Genomic DNA, 19,851 nt, shown 5'->3' with positions numbered 1-19,851 from the left:
ACCACAGCAAAAAGGGGACCGGCCCAAGGGCCGGTCCCCACATTTGAACGTTTTTCTGTCAGCCGCAGCGCAGGTCGTTCTGCGGGCGGCAGCCCTGCAGCACCTCGTCCAGCGAGGGGCAGCGAAGGCTGGTGTGCATCCGGATCGCCTTTTCGGCGTACATCGCCGCGTAGAAGGCGGAGAAAGCGTCCTCCAGCGCGGGCAGGGGAGAAGCGTCCTCCTCGATCATGCGGATCAGCGCGCTGAGCTGGGCGTACATGTCCTTGTATTTGGACGGGAGGTTGATGGAGGTGTACTGGCCGGTCTCGCTGGAGTAAAGACTGATGAGATCGCCCTCCTCCTGGTTCTCCTGCCGGGCGCTTTGCAGCGTGAGGGAGACGCGCCCCTTGTCGCCCACAAACTCCTTCAGGTTCTGGGAGGCCATGTTGGGGCTCCAGCCGGCCTCATAGTAGCCCATGCAGCCGTTGGCCAGCCGCACGTTGATGACGCCGTAGTTGTCCCGCGGGGCGTCGGCGTCGATGCGGGCGGAAAAGCCGCCCACCGACACGATGGACGAGCCGCTGAACCACTGCATCACGTCCAGATAATGCACGCCGCAGTCCACGATGGGCGAGCAGTCCTCCATCAGCCGCTTGTAGCGCGGCCAGTTCATCGCGTGGTGGTTCTGCACCATGCGGATGGTCTTCAGCTGGCCGATGGCTCCGCCGGCGATCAGCTCGGCGATTTTGTTGTAGGCGCGGTTGTGGCGCAGGATGTGGGCGATCAGCACCTTGCAGGAGGAGCGGCGCACAAGATCGAAAAACTCCACGCCGTCCTCCACGCTGCCGGCGATGGGCTTTTCGCACAGAACGTGCTTGCCGTGAGCCGGGCAGTCCCGGGTGATGGGCAGATGGCTGTCCACATATGAAGCGACGATCACGATGTCCACCGCCGGGTCGTCCAGAAACTCCCGGTAGTCGGTGCCGAAGCGGGCCGCGCCATAGCGGCGGGCGAACTCCGCTGCCCGCGCCGGGTCCTGATCCACCACGCCGGCGATGCGGATGTTGTCGCGGTAATAAATGTCCTCAATGTGCTGCTGGCCGATGTGACCGCAGCCGATGAGCAAAACGCCGTATTGTTTAGCCATGTGCCCTTTCCCCCTCAAAAAAACGGATGCGTCAGAACTGCGGGTGGCTGCGCAGGAAGTTCACCGCCAGCGCGATGTCGGCGGCGGGGTCGGCGCCCACCTCGCGTTCGATGGTCAAAAAGCCCTTGTAGCCGATGTCGTTCAGCGCTTTCAGATAGCCGTCGAAATCCACCTTGCCCTGTCCCAGAGGCACTTCCTTGAAGTACTCCTCCATGCGCAGGTCACCGATGCCGCCCTCGGCAAAGAAATCGTAAATCACCTGGGGGTCGGTCTTTTTCAGCATCAGGCCGTCCTTGGCGTGGGTGTGGACGATGTAGTCCCGCAGGGTGTAAACGGCTTTCACCGGGTCGTTGTCGGTCACCATGACCAGGTTGGCCGGGTCCAGATTGACCGCCACGCCCCGGGAGCTCAGGCTGTCCAGAAAAGCGCGCAGGCGCTCGGCGGGTTCCGGTCCGGTCTCAATGGCAAAGCGGGCGCCGTTCTGCTCGGCGTACTCCGCCAGCTGGTTGCAGGCATCCTGCAGCACGAAATAGGTGTCGTTGTGCTCGGCGGGCACAACGCCGATGTGGGTGGTCACCACCCGGGCACCCATCTCCAGCGCCAGGTCCACGATGCGCTTGGAGCGCTCGATCTTGGCGGGGTTTTCCTCGCGGCGGGTGAAGCCGTGGCCGCCCAGATCGCCGCACAGAGCCGAGACCACCAGGCCGTTGGAGTGGATGATGTCCCGCTTTTCGGCAATCAGCGCGGGGGTCATGTTCTCCGGCGCCATTTCGCCCTCCACGGCGTACAGCTGCACGCCGTCCGCACCCAGTTGGGCGCATTTCTCCATGCTCTCGCGGAAGGGGAGCCCCAGCCAGTCGGAAATAATGCCGATCTTGAAGTTTTCCATAACGATACCTCCATGTAAAGAGTGGTTCCTTAAGGTCATTATACGGAAAATCGACGGGCGCGGCAATGCGTAATCCATGGTTGTTGCTTGTCCGGATTTGCGCATGACGCGCCCGGCCATGAACAAAAACAGAAAAGAGGAAAAAACGATGAATCAGCAGCAGACAAAGCTTCGCGAGTATCAGCAGTGGGCGCGGGAGGAACTGCGCCGCAGCGTGGACTTCTGGCTCAAAAACGGCATGGACCCGGTGCACGGCGGCGTATATACCTGCCTTGACCGGCAGGGCCGGCTTTTCAGCACCGATAAAAGCGTGTGGTTCCAGGGACGCTGCGCGTGGACGTTCGCCTATTTGTGCCGGGTCTACGGCGCCCGCCCGGAATGGCTGGAGGCGGCAAAGAGCTGTCTCGATTTTATGGAGGCCCACTGCATCAATCGCAAAGCGGGCGACCGCATGTATTTCACCGTCACTGCCGACGGCCGCCCGCTGCGCCAGCGCCGGTACTGCTTTTCCGAAGGCTTTTATGCCATTGCCAACGCGGAATACTACGGCGTCACCGGCGACGAGGAGTGCCTCCGCCGTGCCCGTCGCGCCTATGAGCTGATTTATCAGCTCAACAACGGCCTCATCCAGGACCCCACCGGTCTCGGCCCGAAGACCATCCTCGAGACCCGCTCCGGCCGGGCGCTGGCCGACCCCATGATCTACCTGAACATCACCGCCGTTCTGCGCCGCTGTGACCCGGAGAACCGGGAGCTGTACGACGCGCGGGCAAAGGAGTGCTGCGAGCAGATCTTCCGCTATCACTTCAAGCCTGAGCTGAAGTGCACGCTGGAGACGGTGGGCCCGAACGGCGAGCTGCAGATGGAGTACAGTGCGGGGCGGGTGGTGAACCCGGGGCACGACATCGAGTGCAGCTGGTTTGTAATGGAACAAGCCCGCCGTACCAGCGACGAAGCGCTGCGACGGCGGGCTCAGACGATGTTTGATTACGCCTACGAAGGCGGATGGGACAAAGAATACGGCGGCCTGCTTTATTTCATCGACTGCAAAGGCATGCCGCCGGAGGCCTACGAGCACGACATGAAGCTCTGGTGGCCGCACAACGAACTGCTCATCGCCAGCCTGATGATCTACCGGGACACCGGCGACGAAAAATATCTGGAGATTTTTGAAAAGACGCTGGACTACTGCCGCCGGGTGTTCAGTGACCCGGAATACGGCGACTGGTACGGCTATCTCCGCCGGGACGGAAAACCGACCCTGCCGGCCTGCAAAGGCTCCACCTTCAAAGGCCCGTTCCATCTGCCCCGGTGCCTGATGATGGTGGATCAGCTCATCGACCAGATTTTGGAGTAAGAGCGGCGCTCAGGCTTTTCGCCTGGGCAGCTTCGCAAAGGCGAGACCCAACAGGAAGCCTGCCAGCGCGGGCAGCACCCAGCCGAAGCCCTTGTCCGCCAGGGGCAGCCACTGGGCCAGCCCGGCCACAGGGGCCAGGAAGTTCGCGGCCGCGGAGCCCTTGGGCAGCGCGCAGACCAGATCCAGTACCGCCGCCGGCACAGTGAAACTTACCGTCCAGGCCAGCACCCGGCGGTCGTTGCCGAACAGGCCGCCGCCCAGCGTCAGCAGGATCAGCACGATGGACAGCGGGTACAGGAACATCAGGACCGGAGCGGTCCAGGCCAGAATGGCGTCCAGACCCAGATTGGCGATGGAGAAGGAGAACACGCAGAAGCCCACGGCCCACACCCGGTAGCCCGGCCCGTGGGGGAACATCTGCACAAAGGTCTCGCCGCAGCTGGTCACAAGGCCCACCGCCGTTTTGAGGCAGGCCACCGTCACCGTGGCCGCCAGGATCAGCGCGCCGGCGCTTCCGAAGTAGTGCTGGGCGATCTGGGCCAGGGCCTCGCCGCCGTTGGCTGCGGGCTCGAACAGCCCGCGGCTCTGGGCGGCCATCACCGCCACCAGAACGTAGATGAAGCCCATCAGCAGCGCGCTGAACACCCCCGCGCCCACGGTGCTTTTGGCCACCTGGCCGGGCTCGGTCACACCCAAACGGCGGATGGCGTCCACCACGATGATGCCGAAGGCAAGGCCCGCCAGCGCGTCCATGGTGTTGTAGCCCTCCAGGAAACCGGCGGCAAAGGCGTCTGTCTCATAAGCGCCCACGGGGGCCGCGGCGCTCACCGCGCCCAGCGGCGAAACGAGCGCCCGCACCACCAGCACGGCGAGGAAACACAGGAACAGCGGGTTGAGCACCTTGCCGATCCAGGTCAGCAGTTCGCCCGGCCGCAGCGAAAAGAACAGCACCGCGCCGAAGAACACAAAGGTGAACACGGCCAGCGCCAGCCGCTGGTTCGCGCCCGGCAGCATCTGCTGCACGCCCACCGTGTAGGACACGGTGGCGCAGCGGGGAATGGCGAACAGGGGCCCGATGGTGAGATAGAGCACGCAGGTGAAAAATAGGCCGTAGCGACGGCCCACCCGGCTGCTCAGCGAAAGAAGACCGTCCGCCCGGCTCACGCCCAGAGCGGCCACGCCCAGCAGCGGCAGACCCACTCCGGTGATGAGCAGGCCCGCGCTGGCCATCCAGACGCTGCTGCCCGCCAGCTGACCCATGGAGGCCGGGAAGATCAGGTTGCCCGCGCCGAAAAACATGCCGAACAGCATGCTGGCCACGGCCAGCAGCTGACGCAGAGTGAGCTTTTTCATGGTAAGTCCCTCATCTTATGTATAGAGTGTAAAAAGTATACCGCATCCGCCGCGCTTTGGCAATCGCCGCGCGAAATGAAAAAGCCCCGCTCTGCCGGCAGAGCGGGGGACAGGCGATTCACTTCAGCTCGCGCCACTGGCTGCGGATGAACAGCCCGGTGACAACAGGCACCAGCGCGGAGCCGATGAGGGACATCGCCACGGCTGTGGCCGCGCCCAGCGCGCCGACGTTCTGGGCCACGCCCACCGCGAAGGAGCCCACCGCGCACAGGCACATGACGATGTAGCCCAGACGACGGCCGGCGAACAGCAGCGCGCACAGGCCGGCGATGGAGACAACTGCGATGGCCACCGACAGCCAGCGGCCTTCAGCGAGATTCAGCCCGGTGGTGCACACGCAGAGCACCAGCGCGATCCAGAGCCAGGTTTTAGACGATTTTTTCATTTTGTGTCCTCCTGAAATAGTAAAGTGGATGTTTTATGCCCGCGCGACGGCCTGCGCCAGCTGCTCCAGATCCGCCCCGTCGGGGTGGGAGAGCGCCCGGTTGAAGTTTTCGATCATGGCCTCCACGTTGGGCGCGTGGCCCGGGGCGGCGAGCATCGCCTCGTAACGGCGGCGGACGGCCTGGGGCATCTTGCCCTGACACATGAAACTGCCCGTCACGGTGCAGCCGGCGCCCAGCTTTTCCCGCACCCGGCCCAGCACCGCCTGAAAATAGGCGGGCTGACTGCCGAAGCCGGCGGTGCCGAACAGGAATACCTCTTTGCGGGTCACCTTGGCGAGAAAAGCCGCCAGCTCCTCGTCGCAGCAGCCCTTATCGGTCCAGAAGCCGATGTACAGCCGGTCGGCGGCCAGAGCGGCCTCGTCCGGCCCGCCGAAATACAGGCAGCCCTCCGCGGGCAGGCCTTTCTGAATGGCGCGGGCCAGCTGCTCGGTGTTGCCGGTGCGGCTGGAATAAACGATGGCGTAAGTCATTTCCTGTTGCCTCCTTCAAAAAACAAGCGGCCGCCTCATTCGCGAGGCGGCTCCATGCGCGGCGCAAGTTTGCGCAAAAGCGTGAAAAGCGTCTCCTGTTCCTCCGGGGTCAGCGTGGCCAGCCGCTTGTCGTCCCAGTCAAAGAACACCTGATGGCTGGCGGCAAAAGCTTTGCGGCCCTTGTCGGTCAGGTCCAGCCGGTAGCGGCGGCCCGCTTTTTCACGGGTGAGAAAGCCGCCGTCCACCAGCTTGGTGATGCACCGCTGGGAATGGCCCCAGTCCAGCCGCAGCGCCTCGGTGAGCTCGGTGGGCGAGGTGCCCGGATGCTTGCCCACATAGATCAGAAAGAACAAAAGGCCGAAATGCAGCCCCATCTGCTCCAGTTTTTCGCCGGTGTAGGCGGAAAAGTCCCGGTAGAGCGCAGCGGACTGAAAAGCCAGTGTGTCGAACATGGAAACGCTCCTTACAAATTCTTGACAAAGTCAAGTATACTCGCATGTTTGACTTTGTCAAGTAAAAGATGCAAAAAAATCTGCCCCGGGGGGACGGGGCAGAGAAGTCAGCGCACAAAGAGCATGATCTTTGTGATGTATTCGCTTTCGTCGTTGGAGGAGAGATAATCGTTGATGCAGAACTCATAAGAGTCTGAAACGATCTCCAACCCGTGGCGGGCGCAGTAGTCCAGCAGTTTGCGGTAGGAACGGCCGATGGAGGCGTAGAGGCCGAAGTGATACAGGCTGACGCACTGTCCGGAGGGGGTGGGGCGGATGTTGGGGGCGCGGTCGGTGTTTTCGGTGAGGACGAATGCCTGAGACGCCTGGGTGAAATCGCCGCTGCGGATGCGCTCCAGCGGAACCACCACGCCGGACTGGAAAAAGATGGGCAGCTGCTTTTGAAAGGCGGCAGCGAAGCACTTTTTGGTGGCGATGCTGATGTCACGGAAGGAGAAGGGCGCCTGCACCGGTTCATACAGAAGGTACTGCACGGACGCCTCTTCGACCCTCACTTCCTCGGAGGCCTTGCAGGAGGCGTTGGCCCGCTCCATCTGGTCGCAGCGCAGAGCCAGCCGGCTGCGGATGAGGCTCAGCTCGGCAATTTCCCGGTCGATGCGGGCCAGCTGGCTGCGCAGCAGCACCAGGCTGCTGTCGATGGTGAAATCCTGCATGTGCGCCTGGATCTCTTTCAGCGAAAAGCCGATCTTCTTCATGATGAGGATGGTGTCCAGAAAATCCAGCTGGGCGGCGCTGTAGTAACGGTAGCCGTTGTCCGGGTCCACATAGGCGGGCCGGAACAGACCGATCTTGTCGTAAAAGATCAGGGTCTGCTTGGAGATCTTCTGGTACTTTGCCAGCTCGCCAATCGAAAAAAGGTTTTCCATGGGGCCTCCTTTCGCGTTCACCGCTGATTCCTATTATACCGCCGGCGGGGCGAGGCGGCAAGGAGCCTTCGGCAAAACAAAAAAGCCGGCGCAAGCATTTCGCTTGCGCCGGCTTGGTGCGGTTGGAGGGGCTCGAACCCCCGACCTATTGGTTCGTAGCCAATCACTCTATCCAGCTGAGCTACAACCGCAGGACCGAGGTATATTTTATCGTTTTTAGGGGGCGACAATGGTAATTTTATTCGAATTTCCTTGTAAAAATTAGTAAATTGCGGATTATTTACAAAAAAGCGGCGGCCCTCTTTCCAGCCGATATACAGCGGAAAGGGGGCCGTCGCCTCAGGACATATGGCTTAAAAAGACGGACGAGCGGCAGAACTGGCGGTAAACCACCAGCGACAGCAGAACGGTGAGGCTGTCCGCCGCCACCTGGGCCCAGAGCAGCCCGTACATGCCCACCAGAGCATTGAGCAAAAACAGCATGGGGATGTTCAGCGCCAGCCAGCGGGTCACGCCCAGGAACAGGGCGATGCGGCCCTGCCCCAGCGCCTGGAACAGGTACACGGTGAAAAAGCTCAGGAACATCAGCGGCGTGGCCAGCACGCGGATGCGCAGGAACTGAGCCGCCAGTTCCACCGTGCGGGCGTCGGCGATGAACAGGTGGGAGAACTGCACGGCGAACAGCTCATACAGCAGGATGCTCACCCCGGCCACCAGCAGGCCCGTGCGGCGGGCAAGGCGGACGGTGCCTTCCATGCGGCCGCGGTCGCGGGCAGCGTAGCTGTAGGCCACCAGAGGCATCATGCCCTGGCAGATGCCGATGCCCACATTCAGCGGGAAGCGCTCCACCTTCAGCACGATGCCCACCGCCGCGAGGGCCAGATCGTCGTAGGCCACCATCAGCTTGTCGATGATGACATAGTCCAGGTCGAACAGGAAGGTGGTCACTGCCGAGGGCACACCCACACTGAAGATGGCGGCAATGCTTTCGGCGCGGGGCATGCCCGCCCGGGGCGAGAAGGTGATGGCCGCGCCCCGGCCCAGCCGGGCCATCACCACGGCGAAATAGGCAAAGGCTGCACAGTTGGAAAGGCAGGTGGCCAGCCCCGCGCCCAGCACCTCCTGACCGTCCGGTAGAAGGACGAACATAAAAAGCGGGTCCAGCGCGATGTTCAACACACCGCCCAGAATGATGCCGGCGCTGGCCTCGCGGGAGAGGCCGACGCTGCGGATAAGGTTGGAAAGCACGTTGGAGAGCACCGTGGGCACGCCGCCCACCACGATGACGCACAAGGCATACTGCCGTGCGTAGGCGTAGGTGTTGGCTCCCGCGCCCAGCAGGGCCAGAACGGGCTCCATAAACACCAGAATGCCCACCGAGAACAGCGCCGCCACCGCCAGACCCAGATAGAGGGAAAAGGCGCTCACCCGGCGGGCCTCCGCCTCGTCGCCCTGGCCCAGCAGCCGGGAGATCAGCGAGCCGCCGCCGATGCCCGCCAGACCGGCCAGGCACAGGGTAATGTTGAACACCGGCAGAATGAGCGAGGTGGCCGCCACCATGTAGGGGTTGTTGGTCTGGCCCACAAAAAAGGTGTCCGCCATGTTGTAGATCAGAACGATCAGCTGGCTGGCCACCGCCGGGAGGACCATCTTCGCCAGCGCGGAAGGAATGGGAAGATTCTTGAAAACGTCTTCCCGCGAGAGATTTGACTTTGCCTGCATTGTATGCTCCTGAAACCTGCGGCCCCGGGACTTTGCCCCGCGGCCTGTAATGAACGAACGCAATGACCAATCATAACACACCGCGGCGAAAAATGCCATGCGGCGGCGAAAATTTTTTACTGCCCGTTTTCCGCCCCCTGGGTGCGGTGCAGACAAAACCGGTTCTTGTGAAAGGACAGAATGCCCTCGCTGCGCATCCGGCCCAGCTCCTTGGAAAGGGCGGTGCGCTCCACGTTCAGATAGTCCGCCAGCTGCTGGCGGTCGAAGGGGATGGAGAACTCGGTGGAGCCCTGTTCCGCCGCCCGGGCCGAGAGATACAGCATCACCCGGCTGCGGACGCCCTTGGCGGAAAGGCAGAACACCCGGTCGGACCAGGCCAGGTTCTTGCGGGCGAACAGCAGCGTCAGATTGCGCAGCAGCGTGGGGTACCAGCTGCACTGCCGGTTCTCGTCCGCCAGCAGCGCCTCCAGACGGATAAAAAGCACCCGGCTGTTTTGCGCGGCGGTGACATGCACCATCATGGGCACGCCGCACAGGGCGTAGGTCTCGGCGAACACATGGCCGGCGGGGATGCTGTGCAGAATGACCCGGTTGCCCCACAGGTCGATGCTCTCCACATGCACTTCACCGGAAAGCAGCACGCAGAATTCGCCGGTAGCGTCTCCCGCGTGAAAGACTGTCTCGCCCTTTTCAAAGTCCGCAGTGCGCACCCGCCCCGGAGCCATCATCTCGCCGTATTCCGCAGGGGAAATGCCATTGAACAGTGGCAGGGAAGAAATTTCCATTCGTTTGCCTCCAGTTTTGTGGTCAAAACCACATACTTGCGGATAGGATTGTACTATACTGGAGCCACAAACACAAGGAGGCTGAAAACATGATCCGCAAAATCATCCACATCGACGAGGAAAAATGCAACGGCTGCGGCGCCTGCGCCGCCGCCTGCCACGAGGGCGCCATCGGCATGGTGGATGGCAAGGCCCGCCTGCTGCGGGACGACTACTGCGACGGCCTGGGCGACTGCCTGCCCGCCTGCCCCACGGGAGCCATCACCTTTGTGGAGCGGGAGGCCGCCGCCTACGACGAAGCGGCGGTCAAGGCGAACCAGGCGGCAAAGGCTGCGCCCGTCCACAGCGGCTGCCCCGGCGCGCAGGCGCGGCAGATGCGGCGCACGGCGGAGGCTGCACCCGCTGCGCCTTCCGCTTCGGAGCCGTCCCAACTGGGCCAGTGGCCCTGCCAGATCAAGTTGGCGCCGGTGAACGCCCCCTGGTTCGACGGGGCGAAGCTGCTGGTGGCGGCGGACTGCGCTGCCTACGCCTATGCGTCCATGCACCGGGACTTCATGCGGGGCAAGATCACCCTCATCGGCTGCCCCAAACTGGACGGCGTGGATTACAGCGAAAAACTCACCCGCATCCTTGCGGAGAACGACATTCAGAGCGTCACCGTGGTGCGTATGGAGGTGCCCTGCTGCGGCGGGCTGGAGATGGCGGTGAAAAAGGCGCTGCAGGCCAGCGGCAAATTCATCCCCTGGCAGGTGGTGACCCTTTCGGTGGACGGCCGGGTGCTGGACTGACCGAAAATCACATAAAAAAGGGAGGCCCGACGGCCTCCCTTTTTTATTCATTTCTTTCCAGCAGTTCCAGATACTTTTCCGCCGCGCGGGAAAAGACCTGGTACTTCTTCCAGATGATGTGCATGCCCGCCTCCCGCCGGGGTTCCAGCGGCCGGAAACAGAGAGGGCTGTCCTCACTGAGGTTGATGATGCGGTCCAGGCACAAAGCGCAGCCCATGCCGTCCTCCACCATCAGCGAACCGTTGAAGGCGAGGGTGTAGGTGCCGGCGATGTTCAGCGACTCCACCCCGGTGCCGAACCATTCGGGCAGCAGCGGCCCTTTGAGCACCTGCCGGGACACCAGCAGCGGCTGGTGGATGAGGTCGGCGGGGGTCACGGCTTCCTTTTCGGCCAGCGGATCGTCCCGCCGCACCAGCACTCCCCACACGTCCCGCCAGGGCACCGGCAGGGCGTTGTACTTCGCCCGGTCCACATGGTCGAACACCAGCCCAAAGTCGATGAGGCCCTTGTCCAGCAGCTCGCAGACCTCCATCCCGTCGCCGCTGATGATTTGAAAACGGACCTCGGGATACCGCCGGCGCAGTTCCCGGGCCGCCCGGGTGAGGAAGTGCACGCCCACTGTTTCGCCCGCGCCCACGCTCACCTCGCCGGTGAGCAGCCCGTCGCCCAGGGCCACCTCCCGCTCGGCCTTTTCCACCAGTTCCAAAATCTCCTCCGCCCGCTTTCGCAGCAGCATGCCCTCGCCGGTCAGCGATACGCTTCGGCTGCCCCGCACCAGCAGCGTCTGGCCCAGCTCCTCCTCCAACTCGTGGATTTGGCGGGAGAGGGTGGGCTGGGTGATGTGCAGGGCGTTGGCCGCGTTGGTGATGCTGCCCTCCCGGGCAACGGTGAGAAAATAGCGCAGCAAACGCAGTTCCATGGTGCATCGTCCCTTCCCTTGTTTCCTCCATTATACTTTGCTTGAACGATGCTTGCAAGGCATGGAGTAGAATACAATATAGGTATTTGCTATTTCACGGCCCCTGGTTTACACTGAAATCATAGAGGAGCCACAAAGGGGGAGAAGCGAATGGAGCGTTCGCAGCCGGAAGGGCAGAAACCCTGGGCGTGCGCCTGCTGCGCCATGGAAGCCGCCGAGCTGGCCCAGACCCTGCGGGACGCGGGCTGCACCGAGGAGGCCGCCGCAACGCTGCTGGCCGACGCGCAGGACGACCGCCGCTTGCTGGAACTCTTGGCGCGGCACCGGGCAGAGCTGCTGGACGAGGTGCACCGAAGCGAAAAGAAGATCGACTGCCTGGACTATCTGGTCTACCGCACCAAACAGAACCGACACAAACGGGAGGAATGAATATGCTGGGAAATTTCACCTACTGCAACCCCACGCGGCTGCACTTCGGCGAACAGGCGCTGGAGCAGCTGGCGGGCGAACTGAAACACTACGGCGGCCGGGTGCTGCTGGCCTACGGCGGCGGTTCCATCAAGAAAAACGGCCTTTATGACAAGGTCACCGCCATCCTCAAAGCCTGCGGCAAGGAAGTGTTCGAGGTGCCGGGGGTCATGCCCAACCCCACGGTGGAAAAGCTGTATGAGGGCTGCCGTGTGGCCCGGGAGAACAACGTGGATCTGATTTTGGCGGTGGGCGGCGGCTCGGTGTGCGACTACGCCAAGGCGGTGTCCGTCTCCGCCTGGTGCCAGGAGGACCCCTGGGATAAATACTTCCTGCGCATGGAGGACGTGTCCAATCCCATCATCCCGGTGGGCTGCGTGCTCACCATGGTGGGCACCGGCAGCGAGATGAACGGCGGCGCGGTCATCACCCACCCGGCCCAGAAGCGCAAGATCGGCCATGTGTTCGGCAGCAACGTGATGCCCCGTTTCTCCATTCTGGACCCCACCCTCACCTACACCGTGCCCATGGAGCAGATGGTGGCCGGCATCTACGACGCCTTCAATCACATCTGTGAGCAGTATTTCTCCGGCGAGGACGACAACACCACCGACTACATCGCCGAGGGCCTGATGCGCTCGCTGATCGCCAGTTCCCGCATCGCTCTGCGCCAGCCGGAAAACTATGAGGCCCGCAGCAACATCATGTGGGCCGCCACCTGGGCGCTGAACACCCTGCTGGCCATGGGCAAGTCCACCGACTGGGAGGTGCACATGATCGGCCAGTCCATCGGGGCCTACACCAACGCCACCCACGGCATGACCCTCTCCGCCGTGTCCCTGGCCTATTACCGCTATATCATGGCAGACGGCCTTGCCAAATTCGGGCGCTTCGCTGTGAATGTCTGGGGCATCGACCCGGCGGGCAAGAGCGCTGAGGCGCTGGCCGAAGCGGGGCTTGCGGCCATGGAGAGCTGGATGGAGGAACTGGGCGTGGCTTTGAATATCCGCCGGCTGGGCGTTACCGAGGACATGCTGGAAGGCATCGCCGACGGCACCTTCCTGATGACCGGCGGTTACCGCACCCTTACCCGGAACGATGTGCTGAACATTCTGAAAGCAAGCATGTGAAAGGGAGGAAACGACCATGGCAGTGAAACAGACGGCAGGGCGGGACGCTCTGGGCCAGTTTGCCCCGGAGTTCGCCCGTCTGAACGACGACGTGCTCTTCAGCGAGGTGTGGAGCAGGGAGGACGCCCTCAGCCTGCGGGACCGCTCCCTGGTCACGGTGGTGTCGCTGATGGCCCAGGGGCTGGTGGATGAGTCCTTCCGCTATCATCTCACCACCGCAAAGCAGAACGGCATCACCCGCACCGAAATAGCCGAAATTCTCACCCACGGGGCCTTCTATGCCGGCTGGCCCAAGGCGTGGGCGGCCTTTCGCATGGCGAAGGACGTCTGGACCGAGGAGGGCGAGGACGCAAAGGCCCGCCACCAGAGCGAGATGGTGTTTCCCATCGGCGCGCCCAACGACGCCTACGCCCAATACTTTGTGGGCCAGAGCTACCTTGCGCCCCTTTCCGGCAGCCAGGTGGGGGTGTTCAACGTCACCTTCGAGCCGGGCTGCCGCAACAACTGGCACATCCACCACGCAAAGAGCGGCGGCGGCCAGATTTTGGTCTGCGTGGCCGGACGCGGCTGGTATCAGGAGGAGGGCAAGCCCGCCCGGGCGCTGCGCCCCGGCGACGTGGTGAACATCCCCGCCGAAGTGAAGCACTGGCACGGCGCCGCGGCGGACAGCTGGTTCTCCCACCTGGCGCTGGAGGTGCCCGGCGAGGAAACAAAAAACGAGTGGTGCGAGCCGGTGAGCGACGCGCAGTATGAGATGTTGAAATAAAAGGAGGAAACACCATGAGCAAACGGGTTCTGATCATTTCCACCAGCCTGCGTCAGAACGCGAACTCCCACCTGCTGGCGCAGCAGTTCGCCGAGGGCGCGCGCCAGACGGGCCATGAGGTGGAGCTGATTTCTCTTGCGGAAAAGGACATCCGCTTCTGCAAGGGCTGCCTTGCCTGCCAGACCACCGGCCGGTGCGTCATCCACGACGACGCGGACACCATCGTGCAGGAGAAGATGCTTCATGCCGACGTGCTGGTGTTCGCCACCCCCATCTACTACTACGAGATGAGCGGCCAGATGAAGACCCTGCTGGACCGGGCGAACCCCCTTTATTCCGCCGATTACGCTTTCCGTGAGGTGTGGCTGCTGACCTGCGCCGCCGAGGAGGGGGACGAAGTGTGGCAGCGGGCCGCCGCGGGCCTTGGCGGCTGGGTGGAGTGCTTTGACAAGGCGAAGCTGGCGGGCGTAGTGTTCGCCGGCGGCGTCACCGCGCCCGGCGAGGTGAGCGGCAGCGAGGCGATGCAGCGCGCGCTGGAAGCGGGCCGGTCGCTGTGAGCCGGGCGGCATGGCCGGGCCGGGCGCTTGCCGCGCTGCTGGCCCTGGCACTGACCGGCTGCGGGGCGGCTCCCGCGCCGCAAAGCAGCGAGACCGCGCCGACGGCCGTACCTTTCGTGGCGGATTCCCGCCCGACGAGCGGTTCACAGGCAACCGGCGGCCCGTCCGCCGCACCACAGGAGGAAGAAACGTTGCTGTACATTCAAGTGGGAGATACGACCTTCACTGCCGTTTTAGAAGATAACCCCTCTGCCGAGGCGCTGGTGGCGCTGCTGGAGGAGGGCCCCGTCACCCTCGAGGCGGAAAACTACGGCGGCTTTGAAAAGGTGGGCGCGCTGCCCGAAACGCTGCCGCAGAACGACGCTCGCCTTACCGCCGGGCCGGGGGACGTGATGCTGTACCGGGGCGATTCCGTCGTGCTGTTTTACGGCAGCAACACCTGGTCCTATACAAAACTGGCCCGCATCACCGATACCGACGGGCTCAAAGACGCCCTCTCCGGCGGCGAGACCTCCTTCACCCTTTCGCTGGAGAAGTGAACCGGCGCATAGCCGCACCCTTTGCTGCATACCCTACCAGAGGGTGATACAATGAAAAAATTTCCCTGGAAGACCTATGCGGCCTGGATCTTGCTGGCCGAGGCGGTGGGCGGCCTGTCCGGCTGGCTCACCCGGGAGGGCACAAAGCTTTATACCGAGAGCATCGTGCAGCCGCCGCTCTCGCCGCCGGCCATCGTCTTTCCCATCGTCTGGGCTGGCCTCTATGCCCTGATGGGCGTCAGCGCCGCCCGCATCTGGATGGCTCCGCCCTCCGACGACCGGCGGCTGGGCCTCTGGCTGTTCGCCGGGCAGCTGACCTTCAACTTCTTCTGGAGCATCATCTTCTTCAATCTCCAGTGGTTCGGCTTCGCGCTGCTTTGGCTGTTCGTGATGTGGGCGCTCATTGCGGCCATGGTGCTGGTTTTTTACCGCATCGAGAGCCTCGCGGCGCGGCTGCAGCTGCCCTATCTTGTGTGGGTGGCTTTTGCAGGGTATCTTAACGCCGGCGTGTGGCTGCTGAACTGAAACAAAAAGGATGGACCCCGCAAAGGGTCCATCCTTTTTTCTTACATCTCGATGCCGGTGCGGGCGGGCAGCCCGGCGTGGAAATAGTGCTTCACCTCGCCCATCTCGGTGACCAGGTCCGCCCGCTGGCACACCTGCTCGGCGGCCCAGCGCCCGGTGAGCACCAGCTCGGTGTGCTCCGGCCGCTGGTCCATCAGACGCAGCAGGTCGTCCACGGCCAGCAGGCCCAGATGTTCCGCCACCAGGATTTCGTCCAGCACCACCAGGTCGTATTTCCCGCTCACAAGGGCCTCCCGGGCCTTTTCATAGCCCGCCCGGGCGCAGGCGGCGTCCCGCTCGCGGTCGGGGCCGGAAAGCTCCGCGCCGCTGCCGTACTGCTCCACCGTCACCGCGCCGCTCAAAAATTCCCGCAGCGCCCGGATCTCACTGGTGTTGCCCTTTTTCATGAACTGGCCGAAATAGATCTGCATGCCCGCGCCGGCGGCACGGAGCACGAGGCCCAGAGAGGCGGTGGTCTTTCCCTTGCCGTTGCCGGTGTATACCTGCACCTTTCCCACAGAAAGCTTGCTCATTCGTTTCTCCTTTTCGGCGCCGGGGCGCCGTTGCTTTTTTCTTTATTATAACCGCAACGGTCCGCCGCGCCAAGCCTGTTTCCGGTGACCATATCACTGTGGGCGTTCGGTTTTGTGTTATAATAAGAAAAACAGAAGGGAGTTGGGGATTATGTTGGAAGTTGGAATGAAAGCGCCGGGATTCACCCTGCAGGACCAGGACGGCCGTGAAGTGAGCCTGGCGGACTATCGGGGCAAAAAAGTGGTGCTCTATTTTTATCCGAAGGACAGCACCCCCGGCTGCACCCGGCAGGCCTGCGCCTTTGCGGGCTCGCTGAGTGAGATCAAAGCCCAGGGGGCAGTGGTGCTGGGCGTCAGCAAGGACTCCGTTGCCTCTCACCGCAAGTTCGCCGATAAATACGGCCTTCCCTTTACGCTGCTCAGCGACCCGCAGCTGGAAGCCATCCAGGCCTACGGCGTCTGGCAGGAAAAGAAGCTCTACGGCAAAGTGAGCATGGGCGTCGTGCGCACCACCTTCCTCATCGACGAGGAGGGCACGGTCACGGCGGTGATGCCCAAGGTCAAGCCGGATACCAACGCCGCCGATGTGCTGGCGATGCTGAAAGGAGAAAAGTGAGCCATGAAGAAGATGTTTTCCGCCCTGCTTGCCCCGCTGCTGCTGCTCACCGGCTGCGGCGCGGGCGGCGAGGGCTACCGGCAGATCACCCAGCAGGAAGCCAAGGAGCGGATGGACGCCGGCGGCGTGCTGGTGCTGGACGTGCGCGAACAGGACGAGTATGACGGCGGCCACATTCCCGGCGCGGTGCTGCTGCCCCTGGGTACCATCGACGAGACCAGCGCCGCGGATACTATAGGCGAAAAGGACGCCGAGGTGCTGGTCTACTGCCGCAGCGGCAACCGCAGCAAGCAGGCGGCGGCCAAGCTGGCGGAGCTGGGTTATACCAATGTGTATGAGTTCGGCGGCATCATGACCTGGCCCTATGAGGTGACCACCGAATGAAGATCATCGTCTCGCCGGCCAAGAAGATGAAGGTGGACGACGTGCTGCCCTGGCAGGACCTTCCCCCTTTTCTGGAAAAGACCGGGCGGCTGCTGGAGGCGCTGCGGGCTATGCCCTATGACCGGCTCAAAGCGCTCTGGAAGTGCAACGACTCCATCGCGGAGGAAAACCTGCGCCGGCTGGAAACGATGGACCTGCGCCGAAACCTCACGCCCGCCATTCTGAGCTACGAGGGCATCCAGTACCGATACATGGCGCCGGATGTGTTCACCGACCGGGAGTTTGACTATCTGCAGCAGCGCCTGCGCATCCTCTCCGGGTTTTACGGGCTGCTGCGCCCCTTCGACGGGGTGCGGCCCTACCGGCTGGAGATGCAGGCAAAGCTTTCGGTGGACGGCGCGAAGGACCTCTATGAGTTTTGGGGCGCGGACCTGGCGTCGGCGCTGGCAGACGGCACCGACTGGGTGCTGGACCTGGCCTCGAAAGAATACAGCGCCGCGGTGGAAAAGCATCTGCCCGCGTCGGTGCCGCTGGTGCGGTGCGTCTTTGGCGAGGAACAGGAGGGCAAGGTGGTGGAAAAGGGCACCCTGTGCAAGATGGCCCGGGGCGAGATGGTGCGCTTTATGGCCGAGACCGGCGCCGCCCGCCCGGAGGACCTGCAGGCCTTCGACCGGCTGGGCTACCGCTTTTCACCCCGCCACTCGGCGGAGAACACGCTGGTGTTCCTGCGCGGCGAATAAATTCGGAACCAAAAGCGCTTCCGGGCAGCCGGAAGCGCTTCCTTCTGCCCGGAACAAGCCGGAAAGCCCTTGCGTTTTTGACCCTGTTCCCGTACAATAAACTGCGGCCGGCGCTGTGCCGGCATCACGCAGCAGCAAGGAGAGCACAATGAAAGAAACCTTCGCCCTGAAGGGCAATCTTATTTTTACGCCGGTCTGCGGGCAGCTGGAAGTGCGGCCGCAGCAGTATCTCGTTTGCGAAAACGGACTGGTGGCGGGCATTTTTGAGACGCTGCCCGAGAGGTACGCGGGCATCCCCGTCCACGACCACGGCGACCGGCTCATCCTGCCCGGTCTGGTGGACCTGCACGTCCACGCCAGCCAGTACGCCTACCGGGGGCTGGGCATGGACATGGAACTGCTGGATTGGCTGGAGGAGAACGCCTTCCCCGAGGAGGCCCGTTTTCCTTCGCCGGAATATGCCCAGGCGGCCTACCGGATTTTTACCGATGAGCTGACCCGTAGCGCCACCACCCGGGCGAGCATCTTTGCCACAGTGCACCGGCCGGCCACTCTGCTTTTGATGGAACTGCTGGAAAAGGCAGGCCTGCGGGGCTTTGTGGGCAAGCTGAACATGGACTCCAACTGCCCGGATTACCTGCGGGAGACCGCCGAAGGCTCGCTGGCCGAGACCCGCCGCTGGCTGGAGGAGAGCGCCGCTTTTTCCGGCGTGCGGCCCATCCTCACGCCCCGGTTCATCCCCAGCTGCTCCGAAGAGCTGATGGACGGCCTGGGCCAGCTGCAGCGGCAGTTTGGCACGGCGATGCAGTCTCACCTGTCGGAGAATCTCTCCGAGATCGAGTGGGTCAAACAGCTGCGCCCCTGGGCCCGGTTCTACGGCGAAGCCTATGACCGGCCGGGCCTGTTCGGCGGCGAGTGCCACACCGTGATGGCTCATTGCATCTGGAGCAGCGAGGAGGAGCGGGCCCGGATGAAGGAACAGGGCGTGTTCCTGGCCCACTGCCCCCAGTCCAACATGAACGTGTCCTCCGGCATTGCCCCGGTGCGCACCTGGCTGAACGAGGGCCAGAAAGCGGGCCTGGGCAGCGACGTGGCCGGCGGCGCGCATCTTTCCATCTTCCGCGCCATGACCGACGCCATCCAGAGCTCCAAGCTGCGCTGGCGTCTGGTGGACGACAGCCTGCCCGCCCTCACCCTGCCCGAGGCGCTGTATCTGGCCACCAAGGGCGGCGGCGAATTCTTCGGCAAGGTGGGCAGTTTCGAGCCCGGCTATGAGTTCGACGCCATCGTCATGGACGACAGCGCCCTGCCCACCACCCGCCAGTGCACCCTTACCGAGCGACTGGAGCGGGTGGTCTGGCTCTCCGACGGGCTGCCCCTGGCCAAGTATGTGGCCGGCCGGCGGCTGTTCTGAAAGAAAGGCGGCCCGCTGAACGCCCGGCAGATACAAGGAAAGAACGCTCTGAAGAGCAGACAGGAATCACATTCTGTGCTATCCTTACAATAAGGAAACGCCTTCACCCAAAAGGCGCAACAAAACCAAGGGGAGGACCGCCCAGTGAACACCACCCTGATCGCAGGCATGCTGCTGGCCTACACCGCCGTGCTGAGCCTGCTTATCCGCAAGGCCTGCTCCGATCAAAAGAGCTATCTGGTGGAAAAGATCCTGTGCAGCCTGAGTTTCGTGGCGGTGGCCGCGGTGTCGGCCCGTGTGGGCAGCCGGCCGGAGGCCTTTGTGCATCTGGCGCCCGCGCTGGGCTGCTGCGTGACGGGCGACGTGCTGCTGGCCATCTACAACCGCCGCCGCAAGCTGCCCTGGTTCGTGGCGGGCGGGACCTGCTTTCTGGCAGGGCACGGCCTGTTCGTCTGGGGCCTGTGCCGCCTGCAGCCGGCCAACTGGCTGGTGCCCGCGGCGGCTGCCGCCGGCGCGCTGGGCGTGCTGGCCCTGAGCCGCCTGCCCGGCATGCACTTCGGCCGCCTTTTGCCCATGGCGGCGATTTATGCCACCTTTGTCTCCGCCTTTTTGGGCAAAGGAGCTCAGCTGGCCATTGGACTGGGCCAGCCCTGGTGCTTCCTTGTTCTGGCAGGCGCGGCTCTGTTCTGGATTTCCGACCTGCTGATTTTGTTCCTCTATTTTCACCGCAACCCTCATCCGGCGGTCCACCCCGCGAATCTGGCCACTTATTATTACGGGATGTTTCTGGTGGGCCTCAGCCTGGGATTTTAAAAAAATAATGAAAAGCGCCTCCCGCCAGGGAGGC

General features: G+C 63.2%; 24 protein-coding genes and 1 tRNA gene. 13 read left to right on the top strand and 12 right to left on the bottom strand.

From position 1 onward, the window contains the following. Positions 1-58: 58 nt before the first annotated feature. A complete protein-coding gene (locus ACMNAY_RS04185; protein ID WP_418718501.1) occupies positions 59-1,126 on the bottom strand; it encodes a Gfo/Idh/MocA family protein in 1,068 nt (355 codons plus the stop codon). A 31-nt stretch (positions 1,127-1,157) separates the two neighbouring features. After that, positions 1,158-2,015, bottom strand: coding sequence for a sugar phosphate isomerase/epimerase family protein (locus ACMNAY_RS04180; RefSeq protein WP_418718500.1), 858 nt, complete (start codon positions 2,013-2,015; stop codon positions 1,158-1,160). Positions 2,016-2,163: 148 nt separating this feature from the next. Between ACMNAY_RS04180 and ACMNAY_RS04175 the strand changes: the two genes are divergently transcribed. After that, positions 2,164-3,372, top strand: a complete 1,209-nt coding sequence (locus ACMNAY_RS04175; RefSeq protein ID WP_418718499.1) for an AGE family epimerase/isomerase — start codon at positions 2,164-2,166, stop codon at positions 3,370-3,372. Positions 3,373-3,381: 9 nt separating this feature from the next. Here ACMNAY_RS04175 and brnQ read toward each other — a convergent pair whose 3' ends face one another. The 8 genes from brnQ to ACMNAY_RS04135 all read right to left on the bottom strand — a co-directional run bounded on the left by brnQ (position 3,382) and on the right by ACMNAY_RS04135 (position 9,586). Next, positions 3,382-4,725: a branched-chain amino acid transport system II carrier protein gene (gene brnQ, locus ACMNAY_RS04170; protein ID WP_418718498.1), complete on the bottom strand. Its 1,344-nt coding sequence runs from the start codon at positions 4,723-4,725 to the stop codon at positions 3,382-3,384. 118 nt (positions 4,726-4,843) lie between these two features. Next, positions 4,844-5,170 (bottom strand): hypothetical protein, encoded by a 327-nt coding sequence (locus ACMNAY_RS04165; protein WP_418718497.1) that lies wholly within the window; start codon positions 5,168-5,170, stop codon positions 4,844-4,846. A gap of 33 nt (positions 5,171-5,203) precedes the next feature. Beyond that, the gene (gene bilS, locus ACMNAY_RS04160) at positions 5,204-5,701 is read right to left on the bottom strand and encodes a flavodoxin family protein BilS (protein ID WP_418718496.1); all 498 of its coding nucleotides are present in this window, start codon (positions 5,699-5,701) and stop codon (positions 5,204-5,206) included. 35 nt (positions 5,702-5,736) lie between these two features. After that, positions 5,737-6,153, bottom strand: a complete 417-nt coding sequence (gene bilQ / locus ACMNAY_RS04155; RefSeq protein WP_418718495.1) for a bilirubin utilization transcriptional regulator BilQ — start codon at positions 6,151-6,153, stop codon at positions 5,737-5,739. A 107-nt stretch (positions 6,154-6,260) separates the two neighbouring features. Next, a complete protein-coding gene (locus tag ACMNAY_RS04150; RefSeq protein WP_418718494.1) occupies positions 6,261-7,079 on the bottom strand; it encodes a MerR family transcriptional regulator in 819 nt (272 codons plus the stop codon). A 114-nt stretch (positions 7,080-7,193) separates the two neighbouring features. Then, a tRNA-Arg gene (locus ACMNAY_RS04145) sits at positions 7,194-7,270 on the bottom strand. A 148-nt stretch (positions 7,271-7,418) separates the two neighbouring features. Then, positions 7,419-8,801 carry an MATE family efflux transporter gene (locus tag ACMNAY_RS04140; protein WP_418718493.1) on the bottom strand — a complete coding sequence of 461 codons (1,383 nt, stop codon included), beginning with the start codon at positions 8,799-8,801 and terminating at the stop codon, positions 7,419-7,421. Positions 8,802-8,917: 116 nt separating this feature from the next. Further along, a complete protein-coding gene (locus tag ACMNAY_RS04135; protein WP_418718492.1) occupies positions 8,918-9,586 on the bottom strand; it encodes a Crp/Fnr family transcriptional regulator in 669 nt (222 codons plus the stop codon). Positions 9,587-9,675: 89 nt separating this feature from the next. On the opposite strand from ACMNAY_RS04135, the gene ACMNAY_RS04130 reads away from it, so the two are divergent. Beyond that, positions 9,676-10,374: an ATP-binding protein gene (locus ACMNAY_RS04130; protein WP_418718491.1), complete on the top strand. Its 699-nt coding sequence runs from the start codon at positions 9,676-9,678 to the stop codon at positions 10,372-10,374. 43 nt (positions 10,375-10,417) lie between these two features. Here ACMNAY_RS04130 and ACMNAY_RS04125 read toward each other — a convergent pair whose 3' ends face one another. Continuing rightward, positions 10,418-11,293: a LysR family transcriptional regulator gene (locus ACMNAY_RS04125; protein WP_394966476.1), complete on the bottom strand. Its 876-nt coding sequence runs from the start codon at positions 11,291-11,293 to the stop codon at positions 10,418-10,420. Positions 11,294-11,443: 150 nt separating this feature from the next. On the opposite strand from ACMNAY_RS04125, the gene ACMNAY_RS04120 reads away from it, so the two are divergent. The 6 genes from ACMNAY_RS04120 to ACMNAY_RS04095 all read left to right on the top strand — a co-directional run bounded on the left by ACMNAY_RS04120 (position 11,444) and on the right by ACMNAY_RS04095 (position 15,278). Next, entirely contained in the window at positions 11,444-11,722 is a 279-nt protein-coding gene (locus ACMNAY_RS04120; protein ID WP_418718490.1) for a hypothetical protein, read from the top strand. A gap of 2 nt (positions 11,723-11,724) precedes the next feature. Further along, positions 11,725-12,891, top strand: a complete 1,167-nt coding sequence (locus ACMNAY_RS04115) for an iron-containing alcohol dehydrogenase (protein WP_394976364.1) — start codon at positions 11,725-11,727, stop codon at positions 12,889-12,891. A gap of 16 nt (positions 12,892-12,907) precedes the next feature. Continuing rightward, on the top strand, positions 12,908-13,657 hold the full coding sequence (locus ACMNAY_RS04110) for a carboxymuconolactone decarboxylase family protein (RefSeq protein ID WP_418718489.1): 750 nt from the start codon (positions 12,908-12,910) through the stop codon (positions 13,655-13,657). A gap of 14 nt (positions 13,658-13,671) precedes the next feature. Next, the gene (locus ACMNAY_RS04105; RefSeq protein WP_418718488.1) at positions 13,672-14,214 is read left to right on the top strand and encodes a flavodoxin family protein; all 543 of its coding nucleotides are present in this window, start codon (positions 13,672-13,674) and stop codon (positions 14,212-14,214) included. 191 nt (positions 14,215-14,405) lie between these two features. Then, on the top strand, positions 14,406-14,753 hold the full coding sequence (locus ACMNAY_RS04100; protein WP_418718487.1) for a cyclophilin-like fold protein: 348 nt from the start codon (positions 14,406-14,408) through the stop codon (positions 14,751-14,753). A 51-nt stretch (positions 14,754-14,804) separates the two neighbouring features. Next, on the top strand, positions 14,805-15,278 hold the full coding sequence (locus ACMNAY_RS04095) for a TspO/MBR family protein (RefSeq protein WP_418718486.1): 474 nt from the start codon (positions 14,805-14,807) through the stop codon (positions 15,276-15,278). A gap of 41 nt (positions 15,279-15,319) precedes the next feature. On the opposite strand, the gene ACMNAY_RS04090 is transcribed toward ACMNAY_RS04095, so the two are convergent. Next, on the bottom strand, positions 15,320-15,850 hold the full coding sequence (locus ACMNAY_RS04090; RefSeq protein WP_418718485.1) for a cob(I)yrinic acid a,c-diamide adenosyltransferase: 531 nt from the start codon (positions 15,848-15,850) through the stop codon (positions 15,320-15,322). A gap of 151 nt (positions 15,851-16,001) precedes the next feature. Here ACMNAY_RS04090 and bcp point away from each other — a divergent pair, with 151 nt between their 5' ends. The 5 genes from bcp to ACMNAY_RS04065 all read left to right on the top strand — a co-directional run bounded on the left by bcp (position 16,002) and on the right by ACMNAY_RS04065 (position 19,817). After that, positions 16,002-16,466, top strand: a complete 465-nt coding sequence (bcp, locus tag ACMNAY_RS04085; protein ID WP_394976352.1) for a thioredoxin-dependent thiol peroxidase — start codon at positions 16,002-16,004, stop codon at positions 16,464-16,466. Between the two features lie 3 nt (positions 16,467-16,469). Next, positions 16,470-16,850, top strand: coding sequence for a rhodanese-like domain-containing protein (locus tag ACMNAY_RS04080; RefSeq protein WP_394976350.1), 381 nt, complete (start codon positions 16,470-16,472; stop codon positions 16,848-16,850). Continuing rightward, positions 16,847-17,590: a peroxide stress protein YaaA gene (yaaA, locus tag ACMNAY_RS04075; protein ID WP_394976349.1), complete on the top strand. Its 744-nt coding sequence runs from the start codon at positions 16,847-16,849 to the stop codon at positions 17,588-17,590. Before ACMNAY_RS04080 ends, yaaA begins: the two co-directional genes overlap by 4 nt. A 148-nt stretch (positions 17,591-17,738) precedes the next feature. Further along, positions 17,739-19,004 (top strand): amidohydrolase family protein, encoded by a 1,266-nt coding sequence (locus ACMNAY_RS04070; protein ID WP_394976347.1) that lies wholly within the window; start codon positions 17,739-17,741, stop codon positions 19,002-19,004. Between the two features lie 144 nt (positions 19,005-19,148). Beyond that, positions 19,149-19,817: a lysoplasmalogenase family protein gene (locus tag ACMNAY_RS04065; protein ID WP_394966499.1), complete on the top strand. Its 669-nt coding sequence runs from the start codon at positions 19,149-19,151 to the stop codon at positions 19,815-19,817. The last annotated feature ends 34 nt before the right edge of the window (positions 19,818-19,851 follow it).

Source organism: Candidatus Allofournierella merdipullorum (assembly GCF_048426865.1).
Lineage (GTDB): Bacteria > Bacillota > Clostridia > Oscillospirales > Ruminococcaceae > Allofournierella_A > Allofournierella_A merdipullorum.
This window is presented reverse-complemented; position numbering and strand designations above follow the sequence as displayed.